Origin of the sequence: Bradyrhizobium sp. CCBAU 53338 (genome assembly GCF_015291665.1) — a bacterium.
GTDB lineage: Bacteria > Pseudomonadota > Alphaproteobacteria > Rhizobiales > Xanthobacteraceae > Bradyrhizobium.
Genome location: NZ_CP030048.1, coordinates 2,380,150 through 2,404,526, shown reverse-complemented (window position 1 = coordinate 2,404,526; position 24,377 = coordinate 2,380,150). Strand labels below are relative to the sequence as shown.

At 64.2% G+C, this 24,377-nt stretch carries 18 protein-coding genes and 1 pseudogene; 13 read left to right on the top strand and 6 right to left on the bottom strand.

Annotation, left to right across the window (positions count from 1 at the left end; all coding sequences use genetic code 11):
• Positions 1-297: 297 nt before the first annotated feature.
• Positions 298-512: pseudogene (locus XH90_RS11290) on the top strand (cation:dicarboxylate symporter family transporter); the annotation flags it as partial.
• Here XH90_RS11290 and XH90_RS11285 read toward each other — a convergent pair.
• Both XH90_RS11285 and XH90_RS11280 read right to left on the bottom strand, forming a co-directional pair.
• A complete protein-coding gene (locus tag XH90_RS11285) occupies positions 509-1,885 on the bottom strand; it encodes a hypothetical protein (RefSeq protein ID WP_194481395.1) in 1,377 nt (458 codons plus the stop codon). The pseudogene XH90_RS11290 and the gene XH90_RS11285 overlap by 4 nt on opposite strands.
• A gap of 92 nt (positions 1,886-1,977) precedes the next feature.
• Complete coding sequence (locus XH90_RS11280; protein ID WP_194482658.1) at positions 1,978-3,252, bottom strand: allantoate amidohydrolase; 1,275 nt, start codon at positions 3,250-3,252, stop codon at positions 1,978-1,980.
• Positions 3,253-3,654: 402 nt separating this feature from the next.
• Between XH90_RS11280 and XH90_RS11275 the strand changes: the two genes are divergently transcribed.
• The 6 genes from XH90_RS11275 to XH90_RS11250 are packed head-to-tail and all read left to right on the top strand — an operon-like array spanning position 3,655 to position 9,525.
• The gene (locus XH90_RS11275; protein ID WP_194481394.1) at positions 3,655-4,767 is read left to right on the top strand and encodes a BMP family ABC transporter substrate-binding protein; all 1,113 of its coding nucleotides are present in this window, start codon (positions 3,655-3,657) and stop codon (positions 4,765-4,767) included.
• Positions 4,764-5,876 carry an ABC transporter permease gene (locus XH90_RS11270; RefSeq protein ID WP_194481392.1) on the top strand — a complete coding sequence of 371 codons (1,113 nt, stop codon included), beginning with the start codon at positions 4,764-4,766 and terminating at the stop codon, positions 5,874-5,876. The genes XH90_RS11275 and XH90_RS11270 overlap by 4 nt, the downstream gene beginning before the upstream one ends.
• The gene (locus tag XH90_RS11265; RefSeq protein WP_194481390.1) at positions 5,876-6,802 is read left to right on the top strand and encodes an ABC transporter permease; all 927 of its coding nucleotides are present in this window, start codon (positions 5,876-5,878) and stop codon (positions 6,800-6,802) included. The genes XH90_RS11270 and XH90_RS11265 overlap by 1 nt, the downstream gene beginning before the upstream one ends.
• A gap of 11 nt (positions 6,803-6,813) precedes the next feature.
• Entirely contained in the window at positions 6,814-7,497 is a 684-nt protein-coding gene (locus XH90_RS11260) for a cysteine hydrolase family protein (RefSeq protein ID WP_194481388.1), read from the top strand.
• Positions 7,494-9,026 (top strand): ABC transporter ATP-binding protein, encoded by a 1,533-nt coding sequence (locus XH90_RS11255; RefSeq protein WP_194481385.1) that lies wholly within the window; start codon positions 7,494-7,496, stop codon positions 9,024-9,026. The genes XH90_RS11260 and XH90_RS11255 overlap by 4 nt, the downstream gene beginning before the upstream one ends.
• Before the next feature lie 13 nt (positions 9,027-9,039).
• On the top strand, positions 9,040-9,525 hold the full coding sequence (locus tag XH90_RS11250) for a nucleoside deaminase (RefSeq protein WP_194481382.1): 486 nt from the start codon (positions 9,040-9,042) through the stop codon (positions 9,523-9,525).
• 18 nt (positions 9,526-9,543) lie between these two features.
• Here XH90_RS11250 and XH90_RS11245 read toward each other — a convergent pair whose 3' ends face one another.
• Both XH90_RS11245 and XH90_RS11240 read right to left on the bottom strand, forming a co-directional pair.
• A complete protein-coding gene (locus XH90_RS11245) occupies positions 9,544-11,817 on the bottom strand; it encodes a protoglobin domain-containing protein (RefSeq protein ID WP_194481380.1) in 2,274 nt (757 codons plus the stop codon).
• 124 nt (positions 11,818-11,941) lie between these two features.
• Positions 11,942-13,048, bottom strand: a complete 1,107-nt coding sequence (locus tag XH90_RS11240) for a hypothetical protein (protein WP_194481370.1) — start codon at positions 13,046-13,048, stop codon at positions 11,942-11,944.
• 571 nt (positions 13,049-13,619) lie between these two features.
• Between XH90_RS11240 and XH90_RS11235 the strand changes: the two genes are divergently transcribed.
• From XH90_RS11235 to XH90_RS11220, 4 genes are all read left to right on the top strand, one after another.
• Positions 13,620-15,191, top strand: a complete 1,572-nt coding sequence (locus XH90_RS11235; protein ID WP_371748343.1) for an ABC transporter ATP-binding protein — start codon at positions 13,620-13,622, stop codon at positions 15,189-15,191.
• A complete protein-coding gene (locus XH90_RS11230) occupies positions 15,175-16,266 on the top strand; it encodes an ABC transporter permease (RefSeq protein ID WP_194481363.1) in 1,092 nt (363 codons plus the stop codon). The genes XH90_RS11235 and XH90_RS11230 overlap by 17 nt, the downstream gene beginning before the upstream one ends.
• The gene (locus XH90_RS11225; protein ID WP_194481360.1) at positions 16,253-17,170 is read left to right on the top strand and encodes an ABC transporter permease; all 918 of its coding nucleotides are present in this window, start codon (positions 16,253-16,255) and stop codon (positions 17,168-17,170) included. Before XH90_RS11230 ends, XH90_RS11225 begins: the two co-directional genes overlap by 14 nt.
• A gap of 79 nt (positions 17,171-17,249) precedes the next feature.
• A complete protein-coding gene (locus XH90_RS11220; RefSeq protein ID WP_194481358.1) occupies positions 17,250-18,326 on the top strand; it encodes a BMP family ABC transporter substrate-binding protein in 1,077 nt (358 codons plus the stop codon).
• A 95-nt stretch (positions 18,327-18,421) separates the two neighbouring features.
• Here the strand turns inward: XH90_RS11220 and XH90_RS11215 are convergent, their stop codons facing one another.
• Positions 18,422-19,783, bottom strand: a complete 1,362-nt coding sequence (locus XH90_RS11215; protein WP_194481356.1) for an 8-oxoguanine deaminase — start codon at positions 19,781-19,783, stop codon at positions 18,422-18,424.
• A 152-nt stretch (positions 19,784-19,935) separates the two neighbouring features.
• Here XH90_RS11215 and XH90_RS11210 point away from each other — a divergent pair, with 152 nt between their 5' ends.
• The gene (locus XH90_RS11210) at positions 19,936-20,763 is read left to right on the top strand and encodes an FAD binding domain-containing protein (RefSeq protein WP_194481354.1); all 828 of its coding nucleotides are present in this window, start codon (positions 19,936-19,938) and stop codon (positions 20,761-20,763) included.
• Positions 20,760-23,486 carry a molybdopterin cofactor-binding domain-containing protein gene (locus tag XH90_RS11205; RefSeq protein ID WP_194481352.1) on the top strand — a complete coding sequence of 909 codons (2,727 nt, stop codon included), beginning with the start codon at positions 20,760-20,762 and terminating at the stop codon, positions 23,484-23,486. The genes XH90_RS11210 and XH90_RS11205 overlap by 4 nt, the downstream gene beginning before the upstream one ends.
• Here the strand turns inward: XH90_RS11205 and uraD are convergent.
• Positions 23,483-24,370 (bottom strand): 2-oxo-4-hydroxy-4-carboxy-5-ureidoimidazoline decarboxylase, encoded by an 888-nt coding sequence (gene uraD, locus XH90_RS11200; RefSeq protein WP_194481350.1) that lies wholly within the window; start codon positions 24,368-24,370, stop codon positions 23,483-23,485. The genes XH90_RS11205 and uraD overlap by 4 nt on opposite strands.
• Positions 24,371-24,377: the final 7 nt, after the last annotated feature.

The following is a 24,377-nucleotide window of genomic DNA, read 5'->3' as shown; positions in this document are numbered from 1 at the left end:
GGAAATGTCGTCGGCCGCTTCATCCTCCAGCGTCTCGACGAACGCCGCAACGATGCGCTGCCGCGTCATCTCGGCATATTCATCGCGGAGGTTGGCGACCTGTCGCTTTGCTGCACTCATGTCATAAGTCTGACACCAGTCGATTTGGTGGGTCAAGCCGAGACTTGAGGCACGCGGCGCCGCAACAATGTGCGTCGACATTCGCCGATCCAGCGAAATTGGCGGAGGACGTACCTTCATGTCGTCGTCCACCGCATCGCCGGTGCCGGCGACCCCAGGAAGGTCGGTCGGGTCGGCGCCAAGGCGCTGAACGCAGTGCCGAGCATTCCTGCGATCGGCCTCGTGCTGGTCCTGTCGGTCGACTGGTTCATCGGCATGGCCCGCGCCGTCGGCAACTTCATCGGCAATTGCGTGGCGACGGTCGTCGTCGCCGCCTGGGAAGGCGACCTCGACCACGCCAAGACAGCCGAGGTTCTCGAAGCGGCGAGCCGGTGGACTTGACGGCGGGCTAGCAGTCGCCCCACTGGAGGAGCGGCGTTCCGTACGCCCTCCTCCAGACCGACAGGAAGCGCGGAAACCAGGAATGCGCCACCGCGCCCTTGTAGGCCCAGGTGCGATATTTCAGGCCCTGCTCGGAGATCAATTCCTGATAGCCCCCGTGGACTTCGGTCGCGGTGCGAATGTCCTTCAAGATTCCTTGCGCGCAGGCGCGATAGGTTTCGCAGCCGGAGACTTCGTCGAAGTCCAGCATGCGATCCGCGAACTCGACATTGAATGTCGGCCAGGACGAGCGCCCCTGATAGGCCGGCGCCGCGATCTTGTGGATCATCTTGTTCCGCGGATTATCCGTCGAGACGAAGAAATGGAACGTGCTGGGGATGCGGAAGCGCGGCTCGGCGATGATCAGGTCCGTCGTAGCCGCGAATAGCGCTCGCTCACTCGCATCGTTCATGTCCCAGAAGCCGCGATGCACGCCGACGAAATCGAGCGAGACCAGGGACGCAGGCGTGCCCGCCGGGCTATCCAGCGAATGCCTGACATAGCCGTCTTTGCCGAACAAGCGCAGCAGGCCCGCCTTGTACGCTGCGAGGTCGCGCCCGAGCAGCCGCTTCAGCTCGGTTTCATCGAGGATTCCGAGCTGCACGCTCCATGTGAAGGTCGTATAGACGCAAGCGTTGGTGACGAAACGCCGGCGCTCGGCGCGGGTGTCCGTCGCCGCAGAGCGTGGTCCGCTGGCGTCACAGAGCGGATATCTGGCGCCGTCGGCATCGAACGGCTCGAGCTCGCTTGCGAGCTTGAGGATCGCGCGCTTCAGATCGCCGCTGTATTCGGCCAGCAACAAACGGCCGGCATGCGCGCATTGCGACATCGCCAAATAGGACGATGCCCGCTTCTCGGCCGACAGCATCTGCTGGAGGCCAGCGAGAATGCCGAGCAGGGTATCCGACGGACGCGAGAAATAGTTCACGCCGAGATATCGGCCGCGCCCCGCCGGGACGATGGTCGTGGTGACGACGTCGGCGCGAACCGCCTCCAGCAACAGACGAACGCTCCTTTCGAGCAGATGCACCCGGCGTACCGCATCCTGCGCATCCATGATGGTCTCGGGGTCGAGGACATCGGGGTAGAACCAGGCGAAGTCGCGCGGGTAATAGGCAGAGGCGTGCGGCGCGCCCGTGACGAGGAAAGCCTCGGTCACTGAAAACGCGCTGTCCATCGAGTGCCGGTAAAGGTCCTCGATTGCCGACAGCGAAGGATGCGATTGTCTCAGGAACCGGTCGCCGAGAAAATTGACCGCCTGAAGAGCGTTGGCGACGAAGGTCGCGGCCGCGCCGTGGTAGAATCGGTTTCGACGATGTGATGGCAAGGAAATATCGCTGTCCATATACGCCCGATGTTTCGTGGTCCCGGCGACGACCACCATTTCGATCGTGACTGATTCGTGTCTCAGACCGATGACGTGCGGGTTACGAGCCGTCAGCTGTCTCCGGCGCTCGCCTCCCGCGGCCTGAAATTCTCGATCACCCGGAGCAGCACCCGCGCGCCGGCGTCGGCGTCCGCGAGCTCGACATGCTCGTCCGGATGGTGGCTGATGCCGCCGCGGCAGCGGACGAAAATCATGCCGACATCGGCGATGTCGATCATCGCCATGCCGTCGTGCCCCGCCCCGCTTGGCAGCTCGAAGACGGAGAAACCTTCCGCTGCGATCGCCCGCGCAATCTGATCCTTCAACCAGGGCGCGCAAGGCGCGGTGCGGTTTTCATGAGTGACATCGAGTTGAAGCGCCAGATGCCGGCGCTTTGCGATCGCCTCGATCTGCCTGACGACGTCGGCCACCGCGCGCTTGCGATGCATGTCGGTCGGCGCGCGCATGTCGATGGTGAACGACACCTCGCCCGGAATGACGTTGGTCGCCCCCGGCCTCGCCTGGATGTAGCCGACGGTGCCGACCAGGCCGCCCTTGTCGGTGCGGCAAAACTGCTCGATCGCACCAATGCATTCGGCCGCGCCCGTGAGTGCATCGCGGCGCAACGCCATCGGCACGGTGCCGGCGTGCCCGGCCATCCCGGTCAACCGCGCGGCCAGCCGTGTCGCGCCCGCGATCGCGGTGACGACACCGACAGGCAGGTTCTGGGCTTCGAGGACCGGGCCCTGCTCGATATGGAGCTCGAGATAGGCCAGCAGTTCCCGCCGCGTCCGCGCCGCCGCGCCGATATGATCGGGGTCGAGGCCGAATGTGACGAGCGCATCGCGCATCGTCACGCCGTCGCGGTCGCGCGTGTTCAGGACGCTCTCGTCGAAGGTGCCAGCCAATGCGCGGCTGCCGAGCAGCGTTGAAGCGAAGCGCACGCCCTCCTCGTCGGCAAAGCCGACCACCTCGATCGCAAACGGCAGACGCTTGCCGTGGCGATTGAGCTCGGCAACGCAAGCGATCGCCGTAATCACACCCAGCGGCCCGTCCCACTTGCCGGCGTCGCGCACGGTGTCGTAATGCGAGCCGAGCATCAGGCAGGGCGCGCCCGGCCGCTCACCTTCGTAGCGGCCGCAGACATTGCCGATCGCATCGAAATGCGCGCTCATGCCGGCCTCACGCATCCAACCGAGAATGACGTCCGAAGCCGCGCGCAACTCCTTCGTGAGAAAGACGCGGGTGAGCTTGCCGTCTTCCTCCGAAATCGTCGCGAGTTCATTGATGCGACGCGCGATCTCTTCGCCGAGCGACGCATGTTGAACGGCCGTACCAGCACCCATGTCGATCAAGCTTTCCATCGTAGAGACCCGCGCAGCGGTCGCAACGACCATCGATACAAGTTCGGTGCCAGCAAAATCAGCCAGCCAGCGCCGCTTCAAGCCAGCGCGTGGTTAGCATGAATGCGGGGGCCGGCCGACCATTCGGCCTGCGTGGGCGCACCTGAGAGACGGTTAAAGCTGCTTAACTCCATTGCATACAATCAAAAGATACTGCTTAAATTTTAAGCTGATAGTTTCCTACCCAGAAATTCAGCAATGATCATATGTGATATTTTTCAGCTACTTAACTGAGAATGCCTCCCCCATGATCTCTGGCACGAAGCTTGCGACATCCTGTTCCGGGCTCCGCCAGACCGGCGCAGCCGCGAGATCAAGGCGGTTCATCCGCCAAGGGAGCAACCAATGGATTTTGGCAGGATTTCACGACGGCATTTGTTGCAGGGCAGTGCGGCCCTCACCCTCGGCGCGGCGGTCGGCGCCCGCCCGGCCTTCGCGGCCGAAACCACCATCGGCTTCATCTATGTCGGCTCACGCGACGACTACGGTTACAACCAGGCACACGCGCAGGGCGCAGCGGCGCTGAAGAAGATCCCCGGCCTCAAGGTGGTCGAGGAAGAGAAGGTGCCGGAGACGGACGCGGTCGAGAAGACGATGGAGTCGATGATCAATCTCGACGGCGCCACTCTGCTCTTCCCGACCTCGTTCGGTTACTACAATCCGCACATGATCAAGATGGCCACGAAGTACCCGAAGCTGCGCTTCGAGCACTGCGGTGGCCTCTGGACCGACAAGGATCCGAAGAACGCCGGCAGCTATTTCGGCTATATCGACGAGGCTCAGTACATCTCCGGCATCGTTGCGGGCCTGACGTCGAAGAGCGGCAAGCTCGGCTTCGTCGCCGCCAAGCCGATTCCGCAGGTGCTGCGCAACATCAACGCCTTTGCGCTGGGCGCCAAGTCGGTCAATCCGAAGGCCACCACGCAAGTAATCTTCACCGGGGACTGGTCGATGCCGGTCAAGGAGGCTGAAGCCACCAACAGTCTGATCGATCAGGGCGTGGACGTGCTGACCTGTCACGTCGATGGCCCCAAGACCATGGTCGAGAACGCCGCGCGGCGCGGCGCCTTCGTCTGCGGCTATCACACCAACCAGTCGGCGCTGGCGCCCAAGGCCTATCTCACCGGCGCGGAGTGGAACTGGGAAGCGCTCTATCCGAAGTTCGTGAAGATGATCACCGCCGGTGAAGGCATCCCGAACTTCTACCGCGGCGGCCTGAAGGAAGAGATCGTCAAGGTCTCGGCCTATGGCGAAGCCGTCTCGGCCGAGGCGCGCAAGGCGGCCGATGAGGCCAAGGCCAAATTCCTGTCCGCGGACGGGTTTGCCATCTTCAAGGGCGGCCTGGTCGACAACAAGGGCAAGACCGTGATCGCGGCCGGCACCGACCGTGGCCAGAAGGATCCCGAGCTCGAGAAGATGGACTATCTGGTCGAGGGCGTGATCGGAGCGACTTCGTGACGTCGGAAACAGCGGATTCCGCCGAGGCGGTCGGGGCAGTTGCCCCGGCCGCCGATCTCGGCTTTCTGCAACGCCACGGCGGCACCATCGAATATATCCTGATCCCGTGCGCGGCGTTGGCCGGCGCCCTCGTGGTCTTCGGCATCTTCGTCATGCTGTTCGGCAAGAACCCGCTCGACCTCTATTTTTACATGTACTACGGCGCCTTCGGCACCTGGTTCTCCTGGCAGAACACACTGACGCGCGCCGCGCCCCTCATTCTCACCGCACTCTGCACCGCGCTGCCCGCACAACTCGGCATGGTCATCATCGGCGGCGAAGGCGCGTTGCTCATCGGTGCGCTGTCGGCGACCAGCGCAGCATTGTTGCTTCAGGGCCTGCCGCCGCTCGCCGTGCAGATCGCCATGGTCGTTGCCGGCGTCGTTGGTGGCGGCTTGTGGATCATGCTGGCAGGCGCGCTTCGACAATATCGCGGCGTCAACGAGACGATCTCGAGCCTGCTGCTCGTTTACATCGCGCTCGCGATCCTCAATCACCTCGTCGAAGGCATGATGCGGGATCCCGCCAGCCTCAACAAGCCATCGACCCGCGAGATCGGCGCCGCCAATATGATTGGCTCCATTCCCGGCACCGACGTGCATTGGGGCTTCGTCTTCGGCCTGATCGCCGCGGTCGCCTCCTATATTCTGATCTACCACACCGTGTTCGGCTTCGCCGCGCGCGTCGCGGGCGGCAACATCCGTGCCGCCAAGATTGTCGGCCTCGGCGTCAGCAGGCTGATCCTGACCATCTGCTTCCTCGCCGGCGGCGCGGCGGGTCTTGCCGGCATGGTCGAAGTCGCCGCCGTGCAAGGCCGCACCAACGCCAATCTCGCGGCTGGTTACGGCTTCACAGGCATTCTGGTCGCCTTCCTGGCGCGACAAAATCCGCTCGCGATCATCCCTGTCGCCATCTTGCTCGGCGGCATCAGCGCCAGCGGCGGCTTGTTGCAGCGCCGCCTGGGATTGCCGGATGCATCCGTGCTGGTGCTCCAGGGTATCATCTTCGTCTTCGTGCTGGCCAGCGATGCGCTCTACGGCCGCATCGGATTCCTGAAAGGCAAGTCCTGATGGCAGATGGATCGCTCGGACTCTGGACCGTCCCGCTTGCCGTGCTCGGCGGCGCCATTCGCATCTCCACGCCGTTCCTGTTCGTAAGCTTGGGCGAATGCATCACCGAGCGTTCGGGCCGTATCAATCTCGGCCTCGAAGGCACGCTGGTGATGGGCGCAATGAGTGCCTACGGCATCTCTTATCTGACGGGATCACCCTGGCTTGGCGTGCTCGCCGCGGGCATCACCGGCGCCCTGCTCGGAGCGCTGCATGCCGGCATCTGCTCGCTGCCACGCGTCAACGATGTTGCTGTCGGCATCGCCTTGATGCTGTTCGGCACCGGCCTCGCCTTCTATCTCGGCAAGCCGCTGATCGAGCCCACTGCGCCGCGCCTGCCCGCGATTGATTTCGGCTGGTGGAGCGACATCCCGCAAGTCCGTGCCGCGCTGCGCGTCAACGTGCTCTTCCTGATCGGCGTCGCGCTCGCGCCAATTCTCTATTGGGCCTTCCGCACCACGCGCTGGGGTCTTCTGATCCGCACCGCCGGCGAGAGCTCCGACGCCGCGCGCGCAATGGGCCACTCCGTGCTGCTGATCCGCTTGCGCGCCACCATGGTCGGCGGCTTCCTCGCCGGCATCGGCGGCTCGTTCCTGTCGCTGTTCTATCCCGGAAGCTGGAACGAGGGTCTCTCCTCAGGCCAGGGCATCACAGCGGTCGCGCTCGTGATCTTCGCGCGCTGGGATCCTCTGCTCTGCCTGTGGGCCTCGCTCGCCTTCGGTGGCGCCGCGGCGCTCGGACCGGCGCTGCAATCGGTCGGCGTCACCTCCGGCTATCACCTCTTCAACGCTGCCCCCTACATCCTCACGTTGGCGATCATGATCATCACCTGCTCGCCGAAGCGTACGCTGACCGGAGCCCCGGCCGAATTGTCGATCACCCGCTAGAGAGCCAAATCATGCCCGAGCGCTACATCAAGTCCGAGCCCTACGCCTGGCCCTACAACGGCGATCTGCGCCCACAAAACACCGCGCTCATCATCATCGACATGCAGACTGATTTCTGCGGCGTCGGCGGCTATGTCGACAAGATGGGCTATGACCTGTCGCTGACGCGGGCGCCGATCGAGCCGATCAAGAGGCTGCTCGCGGCGATGCGCAAGCAGGGTTTCCACATTATCCATACCCGCGAAGGCCACCGCCCCGATCTCTCCGACCTGCCCGCCAACAAGCGCTGGCGTTCGCGGCAGATCGGCGCCGGCATCGGCGACCCCGGCCCCTGCGGCCGAATCCTGGTGCGCGGCGAGCCCGGTTGGGACATCATCGAGGAACTCGCGCCGCTGCCGGGCGAGCCGATCATCGACAAACCAGGCAAGGGCTCGTTCTGCGCCACCGATCTGGAATTGATCCTGCGCGTGCGCGGCATCGAGAACATCGTTCTGACCGGCATCACCACCGATGTCTGCGTCCACACCACCATGCGCGAGGCCAACGATCGCGGCTTCGAATGCGTGCTGCTGCACGATTGCTGCGGCGCGACCGACAAGAGCAACCATGACCACGCGCTTAAGATGATCAAGATGCAGGGCGGCGTGTTCGGGGCGGTCTCGACCTCGGACGCCTTCATCGGAGCGATTTCGTGATCATCGGCGAACCGCCTCCGCTTGTCGGCGCCTTCGGCGTCGACGCCATCGCCATGACCATGCGCTTCGGCGACTTCCTTGCGCTTGACAATGTCGAGCTCAAGGTGCGGCCGGGTTCGTTCCATGCACTGCTCGGCGAGAACGGCGCCGGCAAGTCGACACTCGTCAAATGCATCATGGGCTACTACCACGCGACCGAAGGCGACATCCTCGTCGGCGGCCGCCAGCAGGCGATCGCAAACCCGAAGGACGCTCACGCGCTCGGCCTCGGCATGGTCTACCAGCATTTTACGCTGGTGCCGGCCATGACGGTCGCTGAAAACCTTGTCCTCGCACGCGACGACGTGCCGGCCGTGGTGAACTGGCCGGAGGAGATGAAGGAGCTCGAGGCCTTCCTGGCGCGGATGCCCTTCAAGGTGCCGCTTTCCGCAAGGGTGTCCGACATCTCCGCCGGTGAGCGGCAGAAATGCGAGATCCTCAAGCAGCTTTATCTGAAGCGCCGCTTCCTGATCCTGGATGAGCCTACCTCGGTGCTGACGCCGGCCGAAGCGGACGAAGTGCTCGGCATGCTCCGCGACATGGTCGTCAAGGGCGAGCTGACCATTTTGATGATCACGCACAAGTTCCGCGAAGTCATGGCCTTCGCCGATGAGGTCACGATCCTGCGCCGCGGCAAGCTTGCCGGCGCCGGCAAGGTCGCAGAGCTGACGCCGGATGCGATGGCCCGCACGATGATCGGCGCCGAGGAGCTGACCGTGCAGCCGCCGCGCACCGGCCAGGCCGGCAATGCGCGGCTGGAGCTGGAAAAGCTCCGCGCGCTCGACGATGCCGGCGCCATCGCCGTGCATGACGTCTCCCTCACCGTGCGCGCCGGCGAGATCGTCGGCATCGCCGGCGTCTCCGGCAATGGTCAGCGCCAGCTCGTCGAAGTCCTGGCCGGCCAACGCGAGGCCGAGGGCGGCGACATCCGCGTCGCCGGCGATCCCTATCACGCCCGCCGCGAGGAGATGCGGCGTCACAAGATGTCGCTCCTGCCGGAGGAGCCCCTAAAGAACGCCTGTGTCGGGGGGATGAGCGTCGCCGACAACATCGCCTTCCGCGAGTTCGACCGTGCACCCTTCGCCAGCGGCGGCTGGTGGCTCAACCGTGGCGCCTTCCGCGACGACGCCCGGAAGAAGATCGCCCGGTACAAGATCAAGACTCGCACCCCGGAGACGCCGATCTCGGCGCTGTCAGGCGGCAATGTCCAGCGGGCCGTGCTCGCCCGCGAGCTTGCGGGCGATGTGGAGGTACTGATCGCGGCCAATCCCTGCTTCGGTCTCGACTTCGCGGCCGTGGCGCAGATCCATGCCGAGATCATGGCTGCGCGCAACCGCGGCGCCGCCGTGCTGCTGGTCAGCGAGGACCTCGACGAACTGCTTGAACTCTCCGACCGGCTGGTGGTGATGTTCCATGGCGAATTCGTGTATGAAGCACGGACCAGCCGGGCCGATCTCACCGAAGTCGGCCGGCACATGGCGGGGCACTGATCGGGGAGTTGCGATGAGCAGCGCGATGGAGCGCGACGAGCACTTCCTCCGCTTGTCCTTCGCGGTCGCCCGCCGCTCCCTCACCCATGGCAACCATCCCTTCGGCTGCATCGTCGTCGAAGCCGACGGCCGCGTGCTGATCGAGACCGAGAACGGCTACATGCCCGACCATGACGGCACCGCGCATGCCGAGCGCCTTGCGGCCACACAGGCCTGCCGAACGCTCGGCCGCGAGGTACTGGCAAAGGCCACACTCTATTCGTCGGCCGAACCATGCGCGATGTGTTCAGGCGCGATCTACTGGGCCGGTATCGGCCGCGTCGTCTATGGCCTCAGCGAGCACCGCCTGCGCGGCATCACCGGTAATCACGCGGAGAACCCGACGCTCGATCTACCCTGCCGCGTGGTCTTTGCCGGCGGTCAGCGGCCGACAACAGTGGTCGGGCCCATGCTGGAGGATGAGGCCGCAGCACTGCACGACGGCGTGTGGACGAAATAGTCGGGACAGCCCGGCCCGTCAGGCCTTGAAAGCCAGACGCAGTCCGCCCCAGTGCCTGCCATTGACACGAAGGGGCGCGTCTACCTCCTTGAGCGTGACAATCGCACCGCCGCCCATGTCGCGATCGTAGGTCTGCAAGAGAAATTCGCGCGTGGTACGTGCCGCGCGTAACCCGGCGCTGTCCTTGAAGAAACGTCTATTCCTCGAATTGGCGGCATTCCAAGCCGGATCGTTCGGCCGCTGAGGCTGAGAGAACTTGCGATTGTGGGTAGGAAGATAAGCGTTGGTATCGACCGCAGCGCAAAATGCAACCCGTGGATCGAGGCCTAGTATGCCCTCCTGAATGTCGGGGAGAATGCGATCGCACATCGTCAAGAAGGGCGCCTCGAATTGCTGTGGACTGGAACCCGCGATTGGCCGATATTCGAAATTGAATAGATCGGCCTCCGAAATATCTCCCTTCGCGAGCGCCGCTTCAAATGCGGCGCTGATCCGCCCGGCTGCCTGGCGTGCGGCAGCAACGAATTTTTCATCCGTCGAATCGACATTCCGGAGATATGTCGCGACCGCATCCTTGCGATCGTTCGAGAGCGCGTCGAACTGGACGTGAACATTGGGCTGCCCGATCGCAATGATCTTGCCTCTGACTTCGCCGAGCTCGCTGGTCCGAACAACAATCGAGCTCCCTTCGCGCAACTCGTTCCGGCCATCTTTCGCGCGAAAACGCAGGCCGCCTTCGGACAGGTCAAGCACGGTGCCATCGATCCGCGCCCCGTCCGATTGTGCCACGGCAGCCAACGATACCGGACGCCGGTTTTCCTGTGAGCGGCGGTCGCCCGCATAGGAGGAGCGAAGCGAAACGACCAGATTGGCACGGAGCTCCGATACGCGACCATGTGTGCCGTTCACGAGTCCCGACAGTGTGTTCGACTGCGTCTCGATTTCAGTGGATCGGCCGGAGATCCGGGCAACGTTGTGTGAGACCGCAGCCACGCCCTGGGACGCTTCCGTCAAGCTGCGCGCAACGTCCTGCAGCGTCGCTTCCTGCTCCTCGGCAGCCGCAGCGACGGCGCCGGTCACCTCCTTGATATCGGAGACCGCGGTCCCGACCCTGGCAATCACCTCGATGCTCTGCTGCGAGGCATGGCAAATGTCCTGGATCCGTTGAGCGATATCCTCGGCTGCCTCGCTGGTCTTCCGGGATAGCGCCTTCACCTCGTGAGCCACGACGGCGAAACCCTTGCCGGCTTCACCTGCGCGGGCCGCCTCGATCGTGGCGTTGAGAGCCAAAAGATTGGTTTGGGCAGCAACCTCGGAGATCAGCTTGGTGACGGCCTGAATACGGTTCGCTGCGTCGTTGAGCGCAGCAACGGTCGACCCGGCCCGCTCGATCTCGTCGGCTGCGCGCGTGGCCAACTGCGCGGTCTGCACCGCGCGCTCCGCGATCTCGCGGCCTGCAGCCGAGAGCTGCTCTGTCGCGGCTGAGACCGAGGACACATTGCCCGTGGCCTGTTCGGACGATGCGGCGACCGTGAAAGCCTCCGCGGCAATCGCCTTGGCATCCTGGGCCGCGCTCTCGCTGCGTTCAGCGGCCTCATTGCTGATGGTCAGAACCTCGGAGACCGCACTATCGAGATCAGCCTCGAGAATCTCACACATGTCGCGAAGGGCCGTTCGGCTCTGATCGTCCATCGACCGTGAGATGTAGACGCTGAGAGCGAGATCCATGTCGAGGAGTGCCGCACGTGTCAGGGCATCCTGAAGGGCCCGCCGCTTACTGCGCCGGCGCCAACCCGACAATCTGTCCTCGACCTCGCTCTGCAGGGCGTTCAAGAGCTTGGCGTAGGCCGCGATGTAGTCGCGTGGCTCAAGTCCGATTCTGTGATGCGCCTGGCCGATCCTCACGGCCGACGCCATGTAGGCGTCATCGAACTCGCCGTCCAGGATCATCAACCAGTGCTTGAGCTGAGCTGTCTTCGCGCGATGGATGTGCGCATCGTCGCGGAACTGCCGCTGCAACCTCGGCACACTGAGTATGTCCTTGTAGAAGCGATCGAGAACGACCGGCAACGCCTCCCCTACGAGGCTCGCATGCTCGCAGAGCAAAGCGCGCTCGGCGGCGTTCAGGCCGATCAATTGCAATCTATCTTCGATTTGCGACATGAGGCCTCTTCCCGGCATGACTGCTTCTCGCCGCGCCGTATCCCGGGCGGCGCAGCGCAGCCATATTGAGTCGTTCGCACAGCCGCCCTGCCTTGCGATATGAGGTGGAAAGAACAAATGTTCCGCCAATTGGCCTATCGAAATTACGCAACCTGCGATTTTTTTTTAGGCGAGCCAGCGGTATTCTGGCGAAGCCAAAACGACAAATGGCGCCGCATTTCTGCGGCGCCATCGGCATTTCGTCAGAGGCAGATCAGAATTTCACAGTAACACCACCATAGACGGTGGACTCGGTGCAGCTGTGAGTGCTCTGGCCGGTCGCGGCGACCGTGCAGACGCCGGGCATGGCGTTGTGGTCGAGGCCGAACTTGTTCTGCCAGTAGCGATAGGCGACCCAGAGGTCGACGAAGTGCGAGTACTTGTCACCCCAGGCCGCCTTCGACGCGTCGAAGGTCAGGCGGATCGGTTCGCTGTTCAGTTCGGTCTTCGAAGCGGTCGACAACCGGCCAATGCCCGAGAGTGCGGGAAGACCGTTCGAGTCGCCCTTCGGGCCATACCAGCCGGCACGGCCGCTGATCGACCAGAACTGCATGTTCGGCGGCAGGAAGCCGAGATCCATGTAGTAGTTGATTTCGACGGCCCAGGTCGGGTTGTAGCTGACATTGCCGTCGGAGTTACAGGTCACGCCGGGCGTACCCGCGCCGAACAAGCCGCACTGCGTGAAGGCGTTGTGATTCGAGAACTCCCAGTACATCAATGGAGCGACGTCGATATAGCCCTTGTACGGAAGGTCGAAAGCGAACTGGAGACCGGCGACTACGTCGCGCTTGGCGGGCGCGAGGAAGGTGTTCTCGCTGTTGGCGTCCATACCGACTTCGAACGAAATGTTGTGCAGCGGACCCATGGTAAAGGTCTTGGTGTTGAACAATTCGTTCCAGCCCAAGGTCGAGCGGAACAGGCCGTAGATCTCGGTTGCGCCGGCGCAATCGCTGGCGGTGCCGTTGATGTTCACGCCCGGCGCCGTGCAGGGCGAAGCCGGGTCGTTATGGCCCGACTTGAACATCGAGATCGTGAAGAAATTGGTGCCGTAGGCCCAGAGGTCGAAGTGGGTGAAGGAGTAGACCTGCTTGGCGGTGGTGCCGTTGATGCTGCCATCCGGACTGACGCTCCACATGCCGGGGTCGGTGCCCTTCGGCATCCAGGAGAACGACACGCGGTTGTCGATCACCAGGAAGAACGGAAGGTCAGGCGCCTTTTTGGCCGCCTTGACCGGCAGATCCGCCGCCTGAGCCCAGCCGCCGATGGCCAGCGTAGCAAGTGACAGCGCCGTTGCTGCAATTGCCTTGAAACGAAACGACATCCTGAATACCCCCGAGTTTGGACACTTAAAAATGAACGCCCCTTGGGTGCGACACTTGCGCCGAACTCCCGGAGTGAGAAGCCTCAACTTTTCCCAAGGCATGCCGTATGTTTCGGCAGCAAGCGGCGATTCACCGCGGAAATCTCGGGGTTTCTGGATGTCAGCGTCGCGCAGAATCGGCAGCGCGATGCCAGACATTCCCGGTTGATTCCGTTTGCGTTTTATCTCGAGCGCGCAACGTGGATGCCAATGCCGGCAATGGCTGCCGCGACGACCCCACATTGCATACGCACGCTGGCGCGATTTTGCTCAACCCCACGTCGGGCCTGCACAGCGGGTTCCGATTTGGTTTGAACCGTCACAAATTTGCAACAGGCGTCACCTTGAGGCCGCCACTGCAACGACTTCGGGACGCCCGATAGAGGCAATCATCGCTCGCGCAGGACTGCGACTCCCGACAGAGGCCCCCTGCCGAAGCGTTAAGCAAGGGATGACGCATTTTCACACCTTACGTGCCGCTTCAAACTAGCCCACTATTGAGCCACTTCATCTCATGCAAGCGCATCGGCGAATGTTTGATCCAACGCCTAACGGCCCGCATTCCGGCGAGTCTCCGCTGCTTCAGACGCTCGGGCTCACCAAGCGCTACGGGGATTTTCTCGCCAACGATTCGATCGACATTGACGTCTGGCCGAAGGAGATCCATGCGCTCCTCGGCGAGAACGGCGCCGGCAAGTCGACGCTGGTGAAGGCGATTTATGGGCTGATCCAGCCGAGCGCCGGCGAGATCCGCTGGCAGGGCGCGCCGATCGTACTGTCCGGCCCGTCGGAAGCGCGCAGCCTTAGCATCGGCATGGTGTTCCAGCATTTCTCGCTGTTCGACAATCTCACCGTCGCCGAGAACGTCGCGCTTGGCCTCGACGGCAGGGAATCCTTCAGGGACATGTCGGCGCGGCTGGAGCAGGTGTCGAAGACCTATGGACTGCCGCTCGATCCCAAGCGGGAGGTCTGGCAACTGTCGGTCGGCGAGCGCCAGCGCATCGAGATCGTCCGGGCGCTGATGCAGGATCCGAAATTCCTGATCCTCGACGAGCCGACCGCCGTGCTGACGCCGCAGGAAGCCGACCAGCTCTTCGTCGTGCTGGAGCGGCTCAAGGCGGAAGGCCGCGCCATCCTCTACATCAGCCACAAACTCGAGGAGGTGAAGCGGCTCTGCGACACCGCGACGATCCTGCGCGGCGGCAAAAAGATTCAGACCTGCAATCCCCGGCTCGAAACCGCAGCCTCCCTCGCACGCATGATGGTCGGCGGCGAGATTAGGGAGGTGAAGGCTGCCGCCAGCCGGAAGACGACGATACCGCGACTGGTCGTCAACGATCTCTCGCTCGCGCCAGCCGAGGCACACGGTATGCGGCTCGAGCACATCTCGTTCGAGCTGAAGGGCGGCGAGATCCTCGGCATCGCCGGCGTCGCTGGCAATGGCCAGGACGAACTGTTCGCGGCGCTGTCCGGCGAACGGTTGTCGAAGGATCCCGGAACTGTGGTGATCGAAGGCATCGCCGCCGGTCACCTCTCGATCACCAAGCGGCGCAGGCTCGGCGCCGCCTTTGTGCCCGAAGAGCGGCTCGGCCACGGCACCGCCCCGCGCATGAAGCTGTCGGAGAACGCACTGCTCACCGGACACGCCGCCAGCGGCATGGTCAATCACGGCTTCATCGACACCGCGGCCACGTTGAAGACCGTGGACAAGGCCACGGAGACATTCGACGTACGCAAGGCCAAGCGGGATCCGGAAGCCGCGTCCCTCTCGGGCGGCAACTTGCAAAAGTTCATCGTCGGCCGCGAGATCCTGCGCAACCCTGCGGTGCTGGTGGTGAGCCAGCCGACCTGGGGCGTCGACGCCGGTGCCGCGTCCGTCATCCGCCAGGCCCTGCTTGACCTTGCAACTTCTGGCGCCGCCGTGCTCGTGACCAGCCAGGATCTTGACGAACTCGCCGAGATCGCCGACCGCATCGCCGTGATGTTCCATGGCCGGCTGTCGGAGCCGCTCGCAACGCGCGACGCGACGCGCGAAACACTCGGCCTGCTCATGGGCGGCAGCAGTCTGGAGCCGAAGGAGGCTGCACGTGCAGTTGGTGCTTGAGAGGCGCACCGAGCGCTCCAACACGATCGCGCTGATCTCGCCACTGATCGCGATCGGCTTGACCATCGTGACCATGACCATCCTGTTCGCAATCCTCGGCAAGAATCCGCTGCTCGCCCTGCAGGCCTATTTCATCGCGCCCCTGACCGACAGTTATTCGCTCCAGGAGATCGCCGTGAAGGCGACACCATTAGTGATGATCGCGATCGGGCTGTCGCTCTGCTATCTCGCCAACGCCTGGAACATCGGTGCCGAGGGTCAGTTCCTGATCGGCGCCGTCGCCGGAAGCTGGATCGCGGTGAAGACGCAAGGTACCGACGCCGGCGCCTGGGTGCTGCCGGCGATGCTCGTGCTCGCTGCCGCCGCGGGTGCGCTTTATGCGTTGATCCCGGCGATCTGCAAGGTGAAGTTCGGGGCCAGCGAGATCCTGACCAGCCTGATGCTGGTCTATGTCGCCGACCTCCTGCTGGACTATCTCGTCCGCGGTCCCTGGCGCGACCCGAACGGCTTCAACTTCCCGACCACGGCTGAGTTCGATCCCGTGGCGACGGTGCCGCTGCTGATCGAAGGCGGCCGGCTGCATCTGGGCTCGATCATTGCACTGCTGGTCGTCGCGGCCGCCGCAATCCTGCTCGGGCGGACCATCAAGGGGTTCGAAATCCGCGTGGTGGGCGCTGCACCGCGCGCTGCGCGGTTCGGCGGCTTCAACGCCAACCAGCTGATCATCCTGACCTTCGCGGTATCGGGCGCACTTGCCGGTCTTGCCGGCATCATCGAGGTCGCCGGACCCGTCGGGCACCTCCAGCCCGGCATCTCGCCCGGCTATGGTTTCACCGCGATCATCGTCGCGTTCCTCGGCCGGTTGAATCCGATTGGAATATTAATTGCAGGCCTCTTTCTCGCATTGACCTTTATCGGTGGTGAGCAGGCGCAGATCGCGATGAAGATCCCGTTGGACGTCACCAAGGTCTTCCAGGGCATCCTGCTGTTCTACGTGCTCGCATGCGATTCCCTCATCCTCTATCGCTTCAAGCTGGTCTTCGCGAACCGACAGGTGACCCGTGGAGCTGGTTGAAGCCATCATCCTGTCGGTGCTCGCCGCCTCGACGCCGCTCCTGATCGCGGCGACCGGCGAGCTCGTGACCGAGCGCTCGGGCGTGCTCAATCTCGGCGTCGAGGGCATGATGATCGTCGGCGCCGCCTGCGGCTTTGGCGGCGCGTGGCTCACCGGGTCAATCTTCGTCGGCGCGCTGTTCGGCATCATCGCGGGAATGCTGATGTCGCTGATCTTCGCGCTCATGGCGCTCGGGCTCGCCGTCAATCAGGTCGCAACAGGACTCGCGCTGACTATACTCGGCGTCGGCCTGTCCGGCCTGATCGGTGCCGGCTTCGTCGGCGAGCGGCTTACGCCGGCCGCACATTTGTACATTCCTGGCCTCACCGACGTTCCTCTGATCGGCCGCGTGCTATTCGGTGAAGACGCCTTCGTCTACTTCTCCATCGCACTCATCATCGGCGTGTGGTGGTTCCTGTACCGCACGCGCGCGGGATTGATCCTGCGCGCCTGCGGCGACAATCACGTTTCCGCACATGCGCTCGGCTATCCCGTGCTGCGCATTCGCACCCTTGCCGTGGTGTTCGGCGGCGCCTGCGCCGGACTTGCGGGGGCTTATCTGCCGCTCGCCTACACGCCGTTCTTCATTCCCGGCATGACCGCGGGTCGCGGCTGGATCGCGCTGGCGCTGGTCGTGTTCGCATCCTGGCGGCCCGGCCGGCTCGTGGTCGGCGCTTACCTGTTCGGCGCGGTGACGATCCTGCAGCTGCATGCGCAAGGCTGGGGCGTCGGCATTCCCTCGCAATTCATGTCGGCGCTGCCCTATCTTGCAACCGTCATCGTGCTGGTGCTGCTCTCCCGCGCCCGCACCGGCGGCTCGACCGCGCCGGCCGCGCTCGGCACCGTGTTCGTGCCTGACCGCTAGCCTTTTCATTTTCGCGACGTGCGCGATGGGGCGCGCACGTTGCGGATCTTGGCTTTCCCCTGATGTTTGGAGATTGATGATGAGGAAATCACTTCTTGCGCTGGCCGCCGGCCTTCTGCTTGCCGGAAGCGTCAGCGCAGCCTCCGCTGCCGACAAGCTGAAAGTCGGCTTCATTTACCTCGGCCCGATCGGCGACCTCGGCTGGACCTACCAGCACGAGCTTGCCCGCCAGGCGCTGGTGAAGGAGTTCGGCGACAAGATCGAGACCACCTATCTCGAGAACGTCCCCGAAGGCCCCGACGCCGAGCGCGCCATCGAGCAACTCGTCCGCGCCGGCAACAAGCTGATCTTCACGACGTCGTTCGGCTACATGGACCCGACCCTGAAGGTCGCCAAGAAATATCCGAACGTGCATTTCGAGCACGCCACCGGCTACAAGCGCGACAAGAACATGTCGACCTATTCGTCGAAATGGTACCAGGGCCGCTACATTCAAGGCCTGATTGCGGCCAAGATGTCGAAATCGGGCGTGCTCGGCTACATCGGCTCGTTCCCGATTCCAGAGGTGGTCTCCGGCATCAACGCGACCATGATCGCGGCGCAGAGCATCAACCCGAACATCAAGGTCAAGATCATCTGGGCCAACACCTGGTTCGACCCGGGCAAGGAGGCCGACGCCGCCAAGGCGCTGATCGACCAGGGCGCCGACGTGATCATGCAGCACACCGATTCGCCCGCCGCGATGCAGATCGCCAGCGAGCGCGGCAAGCTCGCATTCGGCCAGGACTCCGAGATGATCAAGTTCGGGCCCAAGACCCAGCTGACCTCGATCCTCGACACCTGGGGCCCCTACTACATCGCCCGCGTCAAGGCCGAGCTCGACGGCACCTGGAAGTCGGAAGACACCTGGGGCGGTCTCGACAGCCACATGTTCGCGATGGCGCCGTATACCAACATGCCTGATGACGTGAAAAAGATCGCCGAGGATGCCCAGGCGGCAATCACCGCCGGCAAGCTGCACCCGTTCAAATGCCCGGTCATTGGGCAGGACGGCAAGGAGATCGAGTGCAAGGGCGGCGCCAATCTCGCCGACGGCCAGATCCTCGGCATGAATTTCTACGTCAAGGGCATCGACGACAAGCTGCCGGGCAAGTAGCACGCTTCTTGCATCACCTTAATCACCTGCTCCTCCCGGAGGAGGTTTGGAGGGGGTGGCCAGAAGCACCCGGCACTTGTGGTCGCCCCCTCCTTCTATTTTCCAAGCCCACCCGTCTGCATCGCCCGCGCCGCGGCGCTGTGCCGGCGGACGAGGTCCGCAAGGTCCAGTCCCGGGATCGCACCGTCGACCACGGCCCAGTTCCCAGCCACCATCACCCTGTCGGCCCGATGCGCCCCGCAAAGCACCAGGGCAGCCAGGGGGTCGCCATGGCCGGAGAAGCGCAGCTCGTCCAGCTTGAACAGCGCGAGGTCGGCCGCCTTGCCGACCGCGATCTCGCCGAGTTCCGGACGGCCGACGCAGGCCGCCGAGCCTTGGGTGGCCCAGCGCAGCGCATCCTTGTGGCTGACCCTGCTCACGCCGTAGTGCGCCCGCTGCAGCAGGAACGCCGCGCGTACCTCCTGCATCAGGTTCGATCCGTCGTTCGAAGCTGAACCATCGACACCGATCCCGATACCGACACCGGCCTCCTCCATCTCGCACACCGGGCAGCAGCCCGAGGCCAGCAGCTGGTTGCTACAGGCACAGTGGCTGATGGTGGTTCTTGCCTTGCCGAGCCGCTTCATCTCGTCGGCGTTGAAAAAGATGCCGTGGGCGAGCCAGGTCCGCGCACTGAGCCAGCCGCATTGCTCGAGATAGTCGAGTGGACGGCAGCCGTACATCTGCTCGCAGAATTTGTTCTCGTCCTCGGTCTCGGCGAGATGGGTGTGCAGGCGCACGTCGAGCTTGTCGGCGAGATCGGCGGTGGCGCGCATCAGCGACGTCGTCACCGAGAACGGCGAGCAGGGCGCGAGCGCAATCTGCACCATTGCATCCGCGCCACGCTGGTGATGCTTTGCCACCACCCGCGCGCTGTCGGCCAGGATCGTGTCCTCGTCCTGTACGACGCTGTCAGGCGGCAGACCGCCGTCACGCTGCGACAGGTTCATCGAACCACGCGTCAGCAGCACGCGCATCCCGAGCCGCTTTGCGACACCGACCTCGATATCGACGGACTCTTCGAGCCCGGCCGGAAAAACGTAGTGATGATCCGTCGTCGTCGTGCAACCCGAGAGGAGCAACTCAGACATGGCCACGGTGACGCCGAGCTCGAGCGACTCAGGGGTCATCCTCGCCCAGACCGGATAAAGCGCCTGCAGCCAGGGAAACAGCTCGCGGTCCATCGCGGCCGGCAACGCTCGTGTCAGCGTCTGATAAAAGTGATGATGCGTGTTGATGAGGCCTGGCAGCACGACATGCTCGCTCGCATCGAACACCGTGACGTCTGCGGCCGCCGGCGTTCCGCCGGCCGGCACAAGCTCGATGATGCGGCCATTCCTCACCACGATCCCGCGCTCCGCGCCATCGGCGAGGATGGCCAGAGGATCCCTGATCCAGATCGGCTTTGCGGCGCTCATGATCCTGTTTCTCCTCGCCCGCGTTGAAGACTGGCCTGCAAAGCAGAGGCCATCCCTTCGATATCGTTGCTGCGACTTGTTGTTGCTACTTGGCGCTGGTCTTGCAAGACTTTCCCTCGAGACAAATCACCCGGCCCAAGCATTTTCGCAGCATGGACTTGAATACCATCACAGCGGTCGCTCATCCGCAAACGCGCTCCGACCTGCCCGTTTGGACGCCAGGTGATGCTTGGCTCGCGGGCGGCACGTGGCTGTTCTCGGAGCCGCAAGTTCACCTCACGCGGCTGATCGATCTCACCGATCTGAAATGGCCGGCGCTGACGGTCACGCCCGATCGCCTCGGCATCGCCGCCACCTGCACCATCTCGCAACTCGATGCACTCACCTGCCCGACCGATTGGCATGCAGCACCACTCATCAGCCAATGCTGCCGTGCGTTCCTCGCCTCCTTCAAGATCTGGAAGACGGCGACGGTCGGCGGCAATCTCTGCATGTCGCTGCCGGCGGGTCCGATGATCTCGCTCACCGCTGCGCTCGACGGCGTCTGCACCATCTGGAAGGCCGGCGGCGGCGAGCAAAAGATTCCCGTCGTCGAATTCGTCACGGGTAATCAGCGCAACCGCCTGTCACCGGGCGACCTGCTGCGGCAGATCGACATTCCGATCGCCGCATTGAAGCGTCGATCCGCGTTCCGCCAGATCTCGCTTGCAGCCGTCGGACGCTCCGCAGCCCTTCTGATCGGGAGCCTCGATGGCGCTGGCGCGCTGAAGCTGACCGTGACCGCATCGACCGTGCACCCGATCCAGCTGTCGTTTCCCAAGCCGCCTGACGCGAGCGCGCTTCGCGCCGCTATCTCCGAGAAGATCTCCGACGATCTCTATCACGCCGACATTCATGGCAAGCCTTTCTGGCGCAAGCACATGACGCTGCGGCTCGCCGAGGAGATCCGCATCGAGCTCCTGGGTGCGACGCCGCCATGAGCTTCGAGGTCAATGGCACCAGCTTCCCGCAAGCGCCGCGCGCCGGCCAATGCCTGCGCACTTTCCTGCGGGAGCTTGGCCAGTTCGGAGTGAAAAAGGGTTGCGACGCCGGCGATTGCGGCGCCTGCACCGTGCTGCTCGACGGCGAGCCCGTGCATAGTTGCCTGATCCCCGCGTTTCGCGCGGAGGGACGCGCCGTCACGACGATCGAAGGTCTCGGCGGCAGCGATGGCGCGCATCCGATGCAGCAGGCCTTTCTCGACGCGCAGGGATTTCAATGCGGTTTCTGCACCGCCGGCATGATCCTGACCTGCGCCTCGCTGAACCAGGCCCAGCGCACCGATCTCGGTGCCGCGCTGAAGGGCAACATCTGCCGCTGCACCGGCTACCGATCGATCGAGGATGCGATCAACGGCAAGACCAATGTCGAGGACAGCGTCGAGGCCGGAGGCGCTTTCGGCCGCAGCCTGCCGGCACCCGCTGGCGCCGAAATCGTCCGCGGCAAGGCGCGCTACACCTTCGACACGGAGATCGACAATCTTCTGCATATCAAGCTGCTGCGCTCCCCGCATGCGCATGCACGGATCGTCGCGATCGACAAATCGGCGGCGATGGCCGTAGCAGGCGTGCGCGCGATCCTGACGCATGAGGACGCGCCATCGGTGCTGATCTCGACGGCGCGGCACGAAAAGGACTGGATGGACCCCGAGGATACCCGCATCCTCGACGAAATCGTCCGCTTCATCGGCCAGAAGGTCGCCGCCGTCGTCGCCGAGAGTGAGGCTGCTGCCGAGGAGGCCTGTCGCCAACTTAATGTCGAATACGAGGTCCTGCCTGCGCTGATCGACCCCGAACAGGCGATGATGCCTGGCGCGCCGCTCGTTCATCCCGATCGAACCGGTGCGAACCGCGTTGCCGACGCACAGCGCAATCTCGTCTCGGAGATTCATGGCGAGTTCGGCGATGTCGCCTCCGCGCTCGCCGCATCCGCCGTCACTTACGAGGCCACCTTCCACAGTCACCGCGTGCAGCACGCCGCGCTGGAGACCCATGGCGGCCTTGCCTGGCTCGACGAGACTGGCGTGCTCAACGTCCGCACCTCCACGCAGGTGCCATTCCTCACCCGGCGCGCGCTCTCGGACATCTTCCAACTGCCCATGGACAAGGTCCGTGTGTTCTGCGAGCGCGTCGGCGGCGGTTTTGGCGGCAAGCAGGAGATGTTCGTCGAGGATATTCTGGCACTGGCCGCGCTGAAGACGGGGCGTCCGGTCAAGCTCGAGCTCACCCGCGAGGAGCAGTTCATCGCGACTTCGACGCGGCATCCGATGCGGGTCCATATCAAGGCCGGCGCCGACGCCGACGGCAAGCTCACCGCGCTCCAGCTCGATTTGCTTTCCAACACCGGCGCTTACGGCAATCACGGCCCATCCGTGATGTTCCACGCGGTGTCGGAGTCCATCGCCGTCTACAATTGCCCGAACAAGCGGGTCGACGGCTTCGTGGTGTATACCAATACGGTGCCCGCAGGCGCGTTTCGCGGCTACGGGCTGCCGCAGGCCCTGATCGCGGTGGAAGCCGCGATCGACGAGCTGGCCACGCAGCTCGGCATCAGCCCGTACGACATGCGCCGCCGCAACATCGTCAGGCCCGGCGATCCCATGCTGTCGCCGCCTGAGTCCGAATATCACGACGTGCTCTACGGCTCCTACGGGCTCGACCAGTGCATCGACCTCGTCGAGCGCGCCATGCAGGTCGATCAGCCTCAGCCCGAGCTGTCGCCGGACTGGCTGACCGGCGACGGCATCGCGCTGACCATGATCGACACGGTGCCGCCCGCCGGTCACATCGCGGACGCCATGATCGCGCTCAACGACGACGGCAGCTTCGATCTCACCGTCGGCACCGCCGAGTTCGGCAACGGCACCAGCACCGTGCACCGGCAGATCGCCGCGACGGTGCTGGCGACCACGGTCGACAGGATCCGCCTGCGCCAGTCCGACACCGCCCTTGGCGGCCACGACACCGGCGCCTATGGCAGCACCGGCACGTTCGTGGCCGGCAAGGCCACGCAGGCAGCGGCGTTGCAGCTTGCGGCGGCGTTGAAGGCGGCGGCCGCCGGCGCCTGGCTTTGCGATGTCGCGACTTGCACGCTCGACGGCGAATTCGTCGTCAGCGGCGTGCGGCGCATATCCTTTGTCGACGTCGCGAAGCTCGCGCGCGAGGCGGGGCGTCCGCTCGCGGCGCACGGCAATTCCGTGGGCACGCCGCGGTCGGTCGGCTTCAATGTACAGGGCTTCCGCGTCGCCGTGAACAAGGGCACCGGCGAGGTCAGGATTCTCAGGAGCGTGCAGGCGGCCGATGCCGGAATCGTCGCCAATCCCATGCAGTGCCGCGGCCAAGTCGAGGGCGGCGTTGCGCAGGCCATTGGCGCGGCGCTCTACGAGGAGATGGTGATCGACGCCGAGGGCCGCGTCACCAATCCCAAATTCCGTGATTACCATCTGCCGTCCTTCGCGGACGTGCCGCGCACGGAGGTGTTTTTTGCCGAGACGTCCGACACGATCGGGCCGTTGGGAGCGAAGTCGATGAGCGAGAGCCCGTACAATCCGGTCGCCGCCGCGCTCGGCAACGCGATCGCGGATGCCACTGGCATCCGCTTCAACGCGCCGCCGTTCAAGCCGGACCGACTGTTTCCGGCCCTGCACGACAAGTTCGGCGACTAGCTGCCGCGATAGGTCGAATAGCTCCAGGGCGTGACCAGCAGCGGCACGTGGTAGTGGCTCTCCGGCTCGCTGATCGCAAAGCGCAAGGGAATCTCGTCAAGGAAGGGCGGATCGGAGAGCTGTACGTTACGCTCGGCGTAATATTTGGCGACGCTGAAGCGGAGTTCGTAGCGTCCGGTCGGCAGCGGTCGGCCGCCGATCAGCGGCTGGTCGGTGCGGCCGTCGGCATTGGTGACATTACGTGCGATCACGCGGCTCTCACCGAGCGCGGCGAGCTCGATCAGTTCCACCGCGATTCCTGCCGCGGGCTTGCCGGCATGATTGTCCAGCACATGGGTCGAGAGCCGGCCGTGCACTTTCAACTTGTCGTCGGCGACGACGAGCTGATCGAGCCGCAACGCCGAGATGCGGCCGATCTCCTCGATCGCACGGCGGGTCTCGGTTTTCGAGATATTGCGCAGTCGCGTCTCGAAGTCGCGCAGCACCGAATCCCTGCTGTGACGCCGCACGCAAACGATGTAGGGGAAGCCGAATTTTTCGCGATAGGCGTTGTTGACACGCTCGAAGGCGGCATACTCGGCCTCCGACAGCCGGTCGAGACCGGCGCTGTTCTGCTCCTCGGCCGATTCCGCGGTCAGGCCCGCCGCGCGCTGGGTCTTGTTGGCGAGATCGGGATGCGCCCGGATCAGCGCGAGTTGCGCATCGGGTTCGGCAGCCTGGATTGCGGCCACAAGCGCGGCATGCAGCTCGTTGATGCCGGCGAACGGCCGCTGTGCTGCGAGCTGCTCGGCGATCCACGGCGAATATTCGACGACATTGGCGAGCGCGGCGACGAAGTCGGCCTTGCTGGCGGCGTTGAGATCAGCGAGCGGGATTTGCACCATCACATCT

What these genes read in the sequence shown, in the direction of transcription:
- XH90_RS11220 (WP_194481358.1), top strand. Translation starts at nt 17,250, where the DNA reads ATGAGGAAATCACTTCTTGCGCTGGCCGCCGGCCTTCTGCTTGCCGGA.
- XH90_RS11265 (WP_194481390.1), top strand. Translation starts at nt 5,876, where the DNA reads ATGGCAGATGGATCGCTCGGACTCTGGACCGTCCCGCTTGCCGTGCTC.
- XH90_RS11240 (WP_194481370.1), bottom strand. Translation starts at nt 13,048, where the DNA reads ATGTCGTTTCGTTTCAAGGCAATTGCAGCAACGGCGCTGTCACTTGCT.
- uraD (WP_194481350.1), bottom strand. Translation starts at nt 24,370, where the DNA reads ATGGTGCAAATCCCGCTCGCTGATCTCAACGCCGCCAGCAAGGCCGAC.
- XH90_RS11235 (WP_371748343.1), top strand. Translation starts at nt 13,620, where the DNA reads ATGTTTGATCCAACGCCTAACGGCCCGCATTCCGGCGAGTCTCCGCTG.
- XH90_RS11210 (WP_194481354.1), top strand. Translation starts at nt 19,936, where the DNA reads ATGGACTTGAATACCATCACAGCGGTCGCTCATCCGCAAACGCGCTCC.
- XH90_RS11260 (WP_194481388.1), top strand. Translation starts at nt 6,814, where the DNA reads ATGCCCGAGCGCTACATCAAGTCCGAGCCCTACGCCTGGCCCTACAAC.
- XH90_RS11250 (WP_194481382.1), top strand. Translation starts at nt 9,040, where the DNA reads ATGAGCAGCGCGATGGAGCGCGACGAGCACTTCCTCCGCTTGTCCTTC.
- XH90_RS11285 (WP_194481395.1), bottom strand. Translation starts at nt 1,885, where the DNA reads ATGGACAGCGATATTTCCTTGCCATCACATCGTCGAAACCGATTCTAC.
- XH90_RS11215 (WP_194481356.1), bottom strand. Translation starts at nt 19,783, where the DNA reads ATGAGCGCCGCAAAGCCGATCTGGATCAGGGATCCTCTGGCCATCCTC.
- XH90_RS11275 (WP_194481394.1), top strand. Translation starts at nt 3,655, where the DNA reads ATGGATTTTGGCAGGATTTCACGACGGCATTTGTTGCAGGGCAGTGCG.
- XH90_RS11280 (WP_194482658.1), bottom strand. Translation starts at nt 3,252, where the DNA reads ATGGGTGCTGGTACGGCCGTTCAACATGCGTCGCTCGGCGAAGAGATC.
- XH90_RS11205 (WP_194481352.1), top strand. Translation starts at nt 20,760, where the DNA reads ATGAGCTTCGAGGTCAATGGCACCAGCTTCCCGCAAGCGCCGCGCGCC.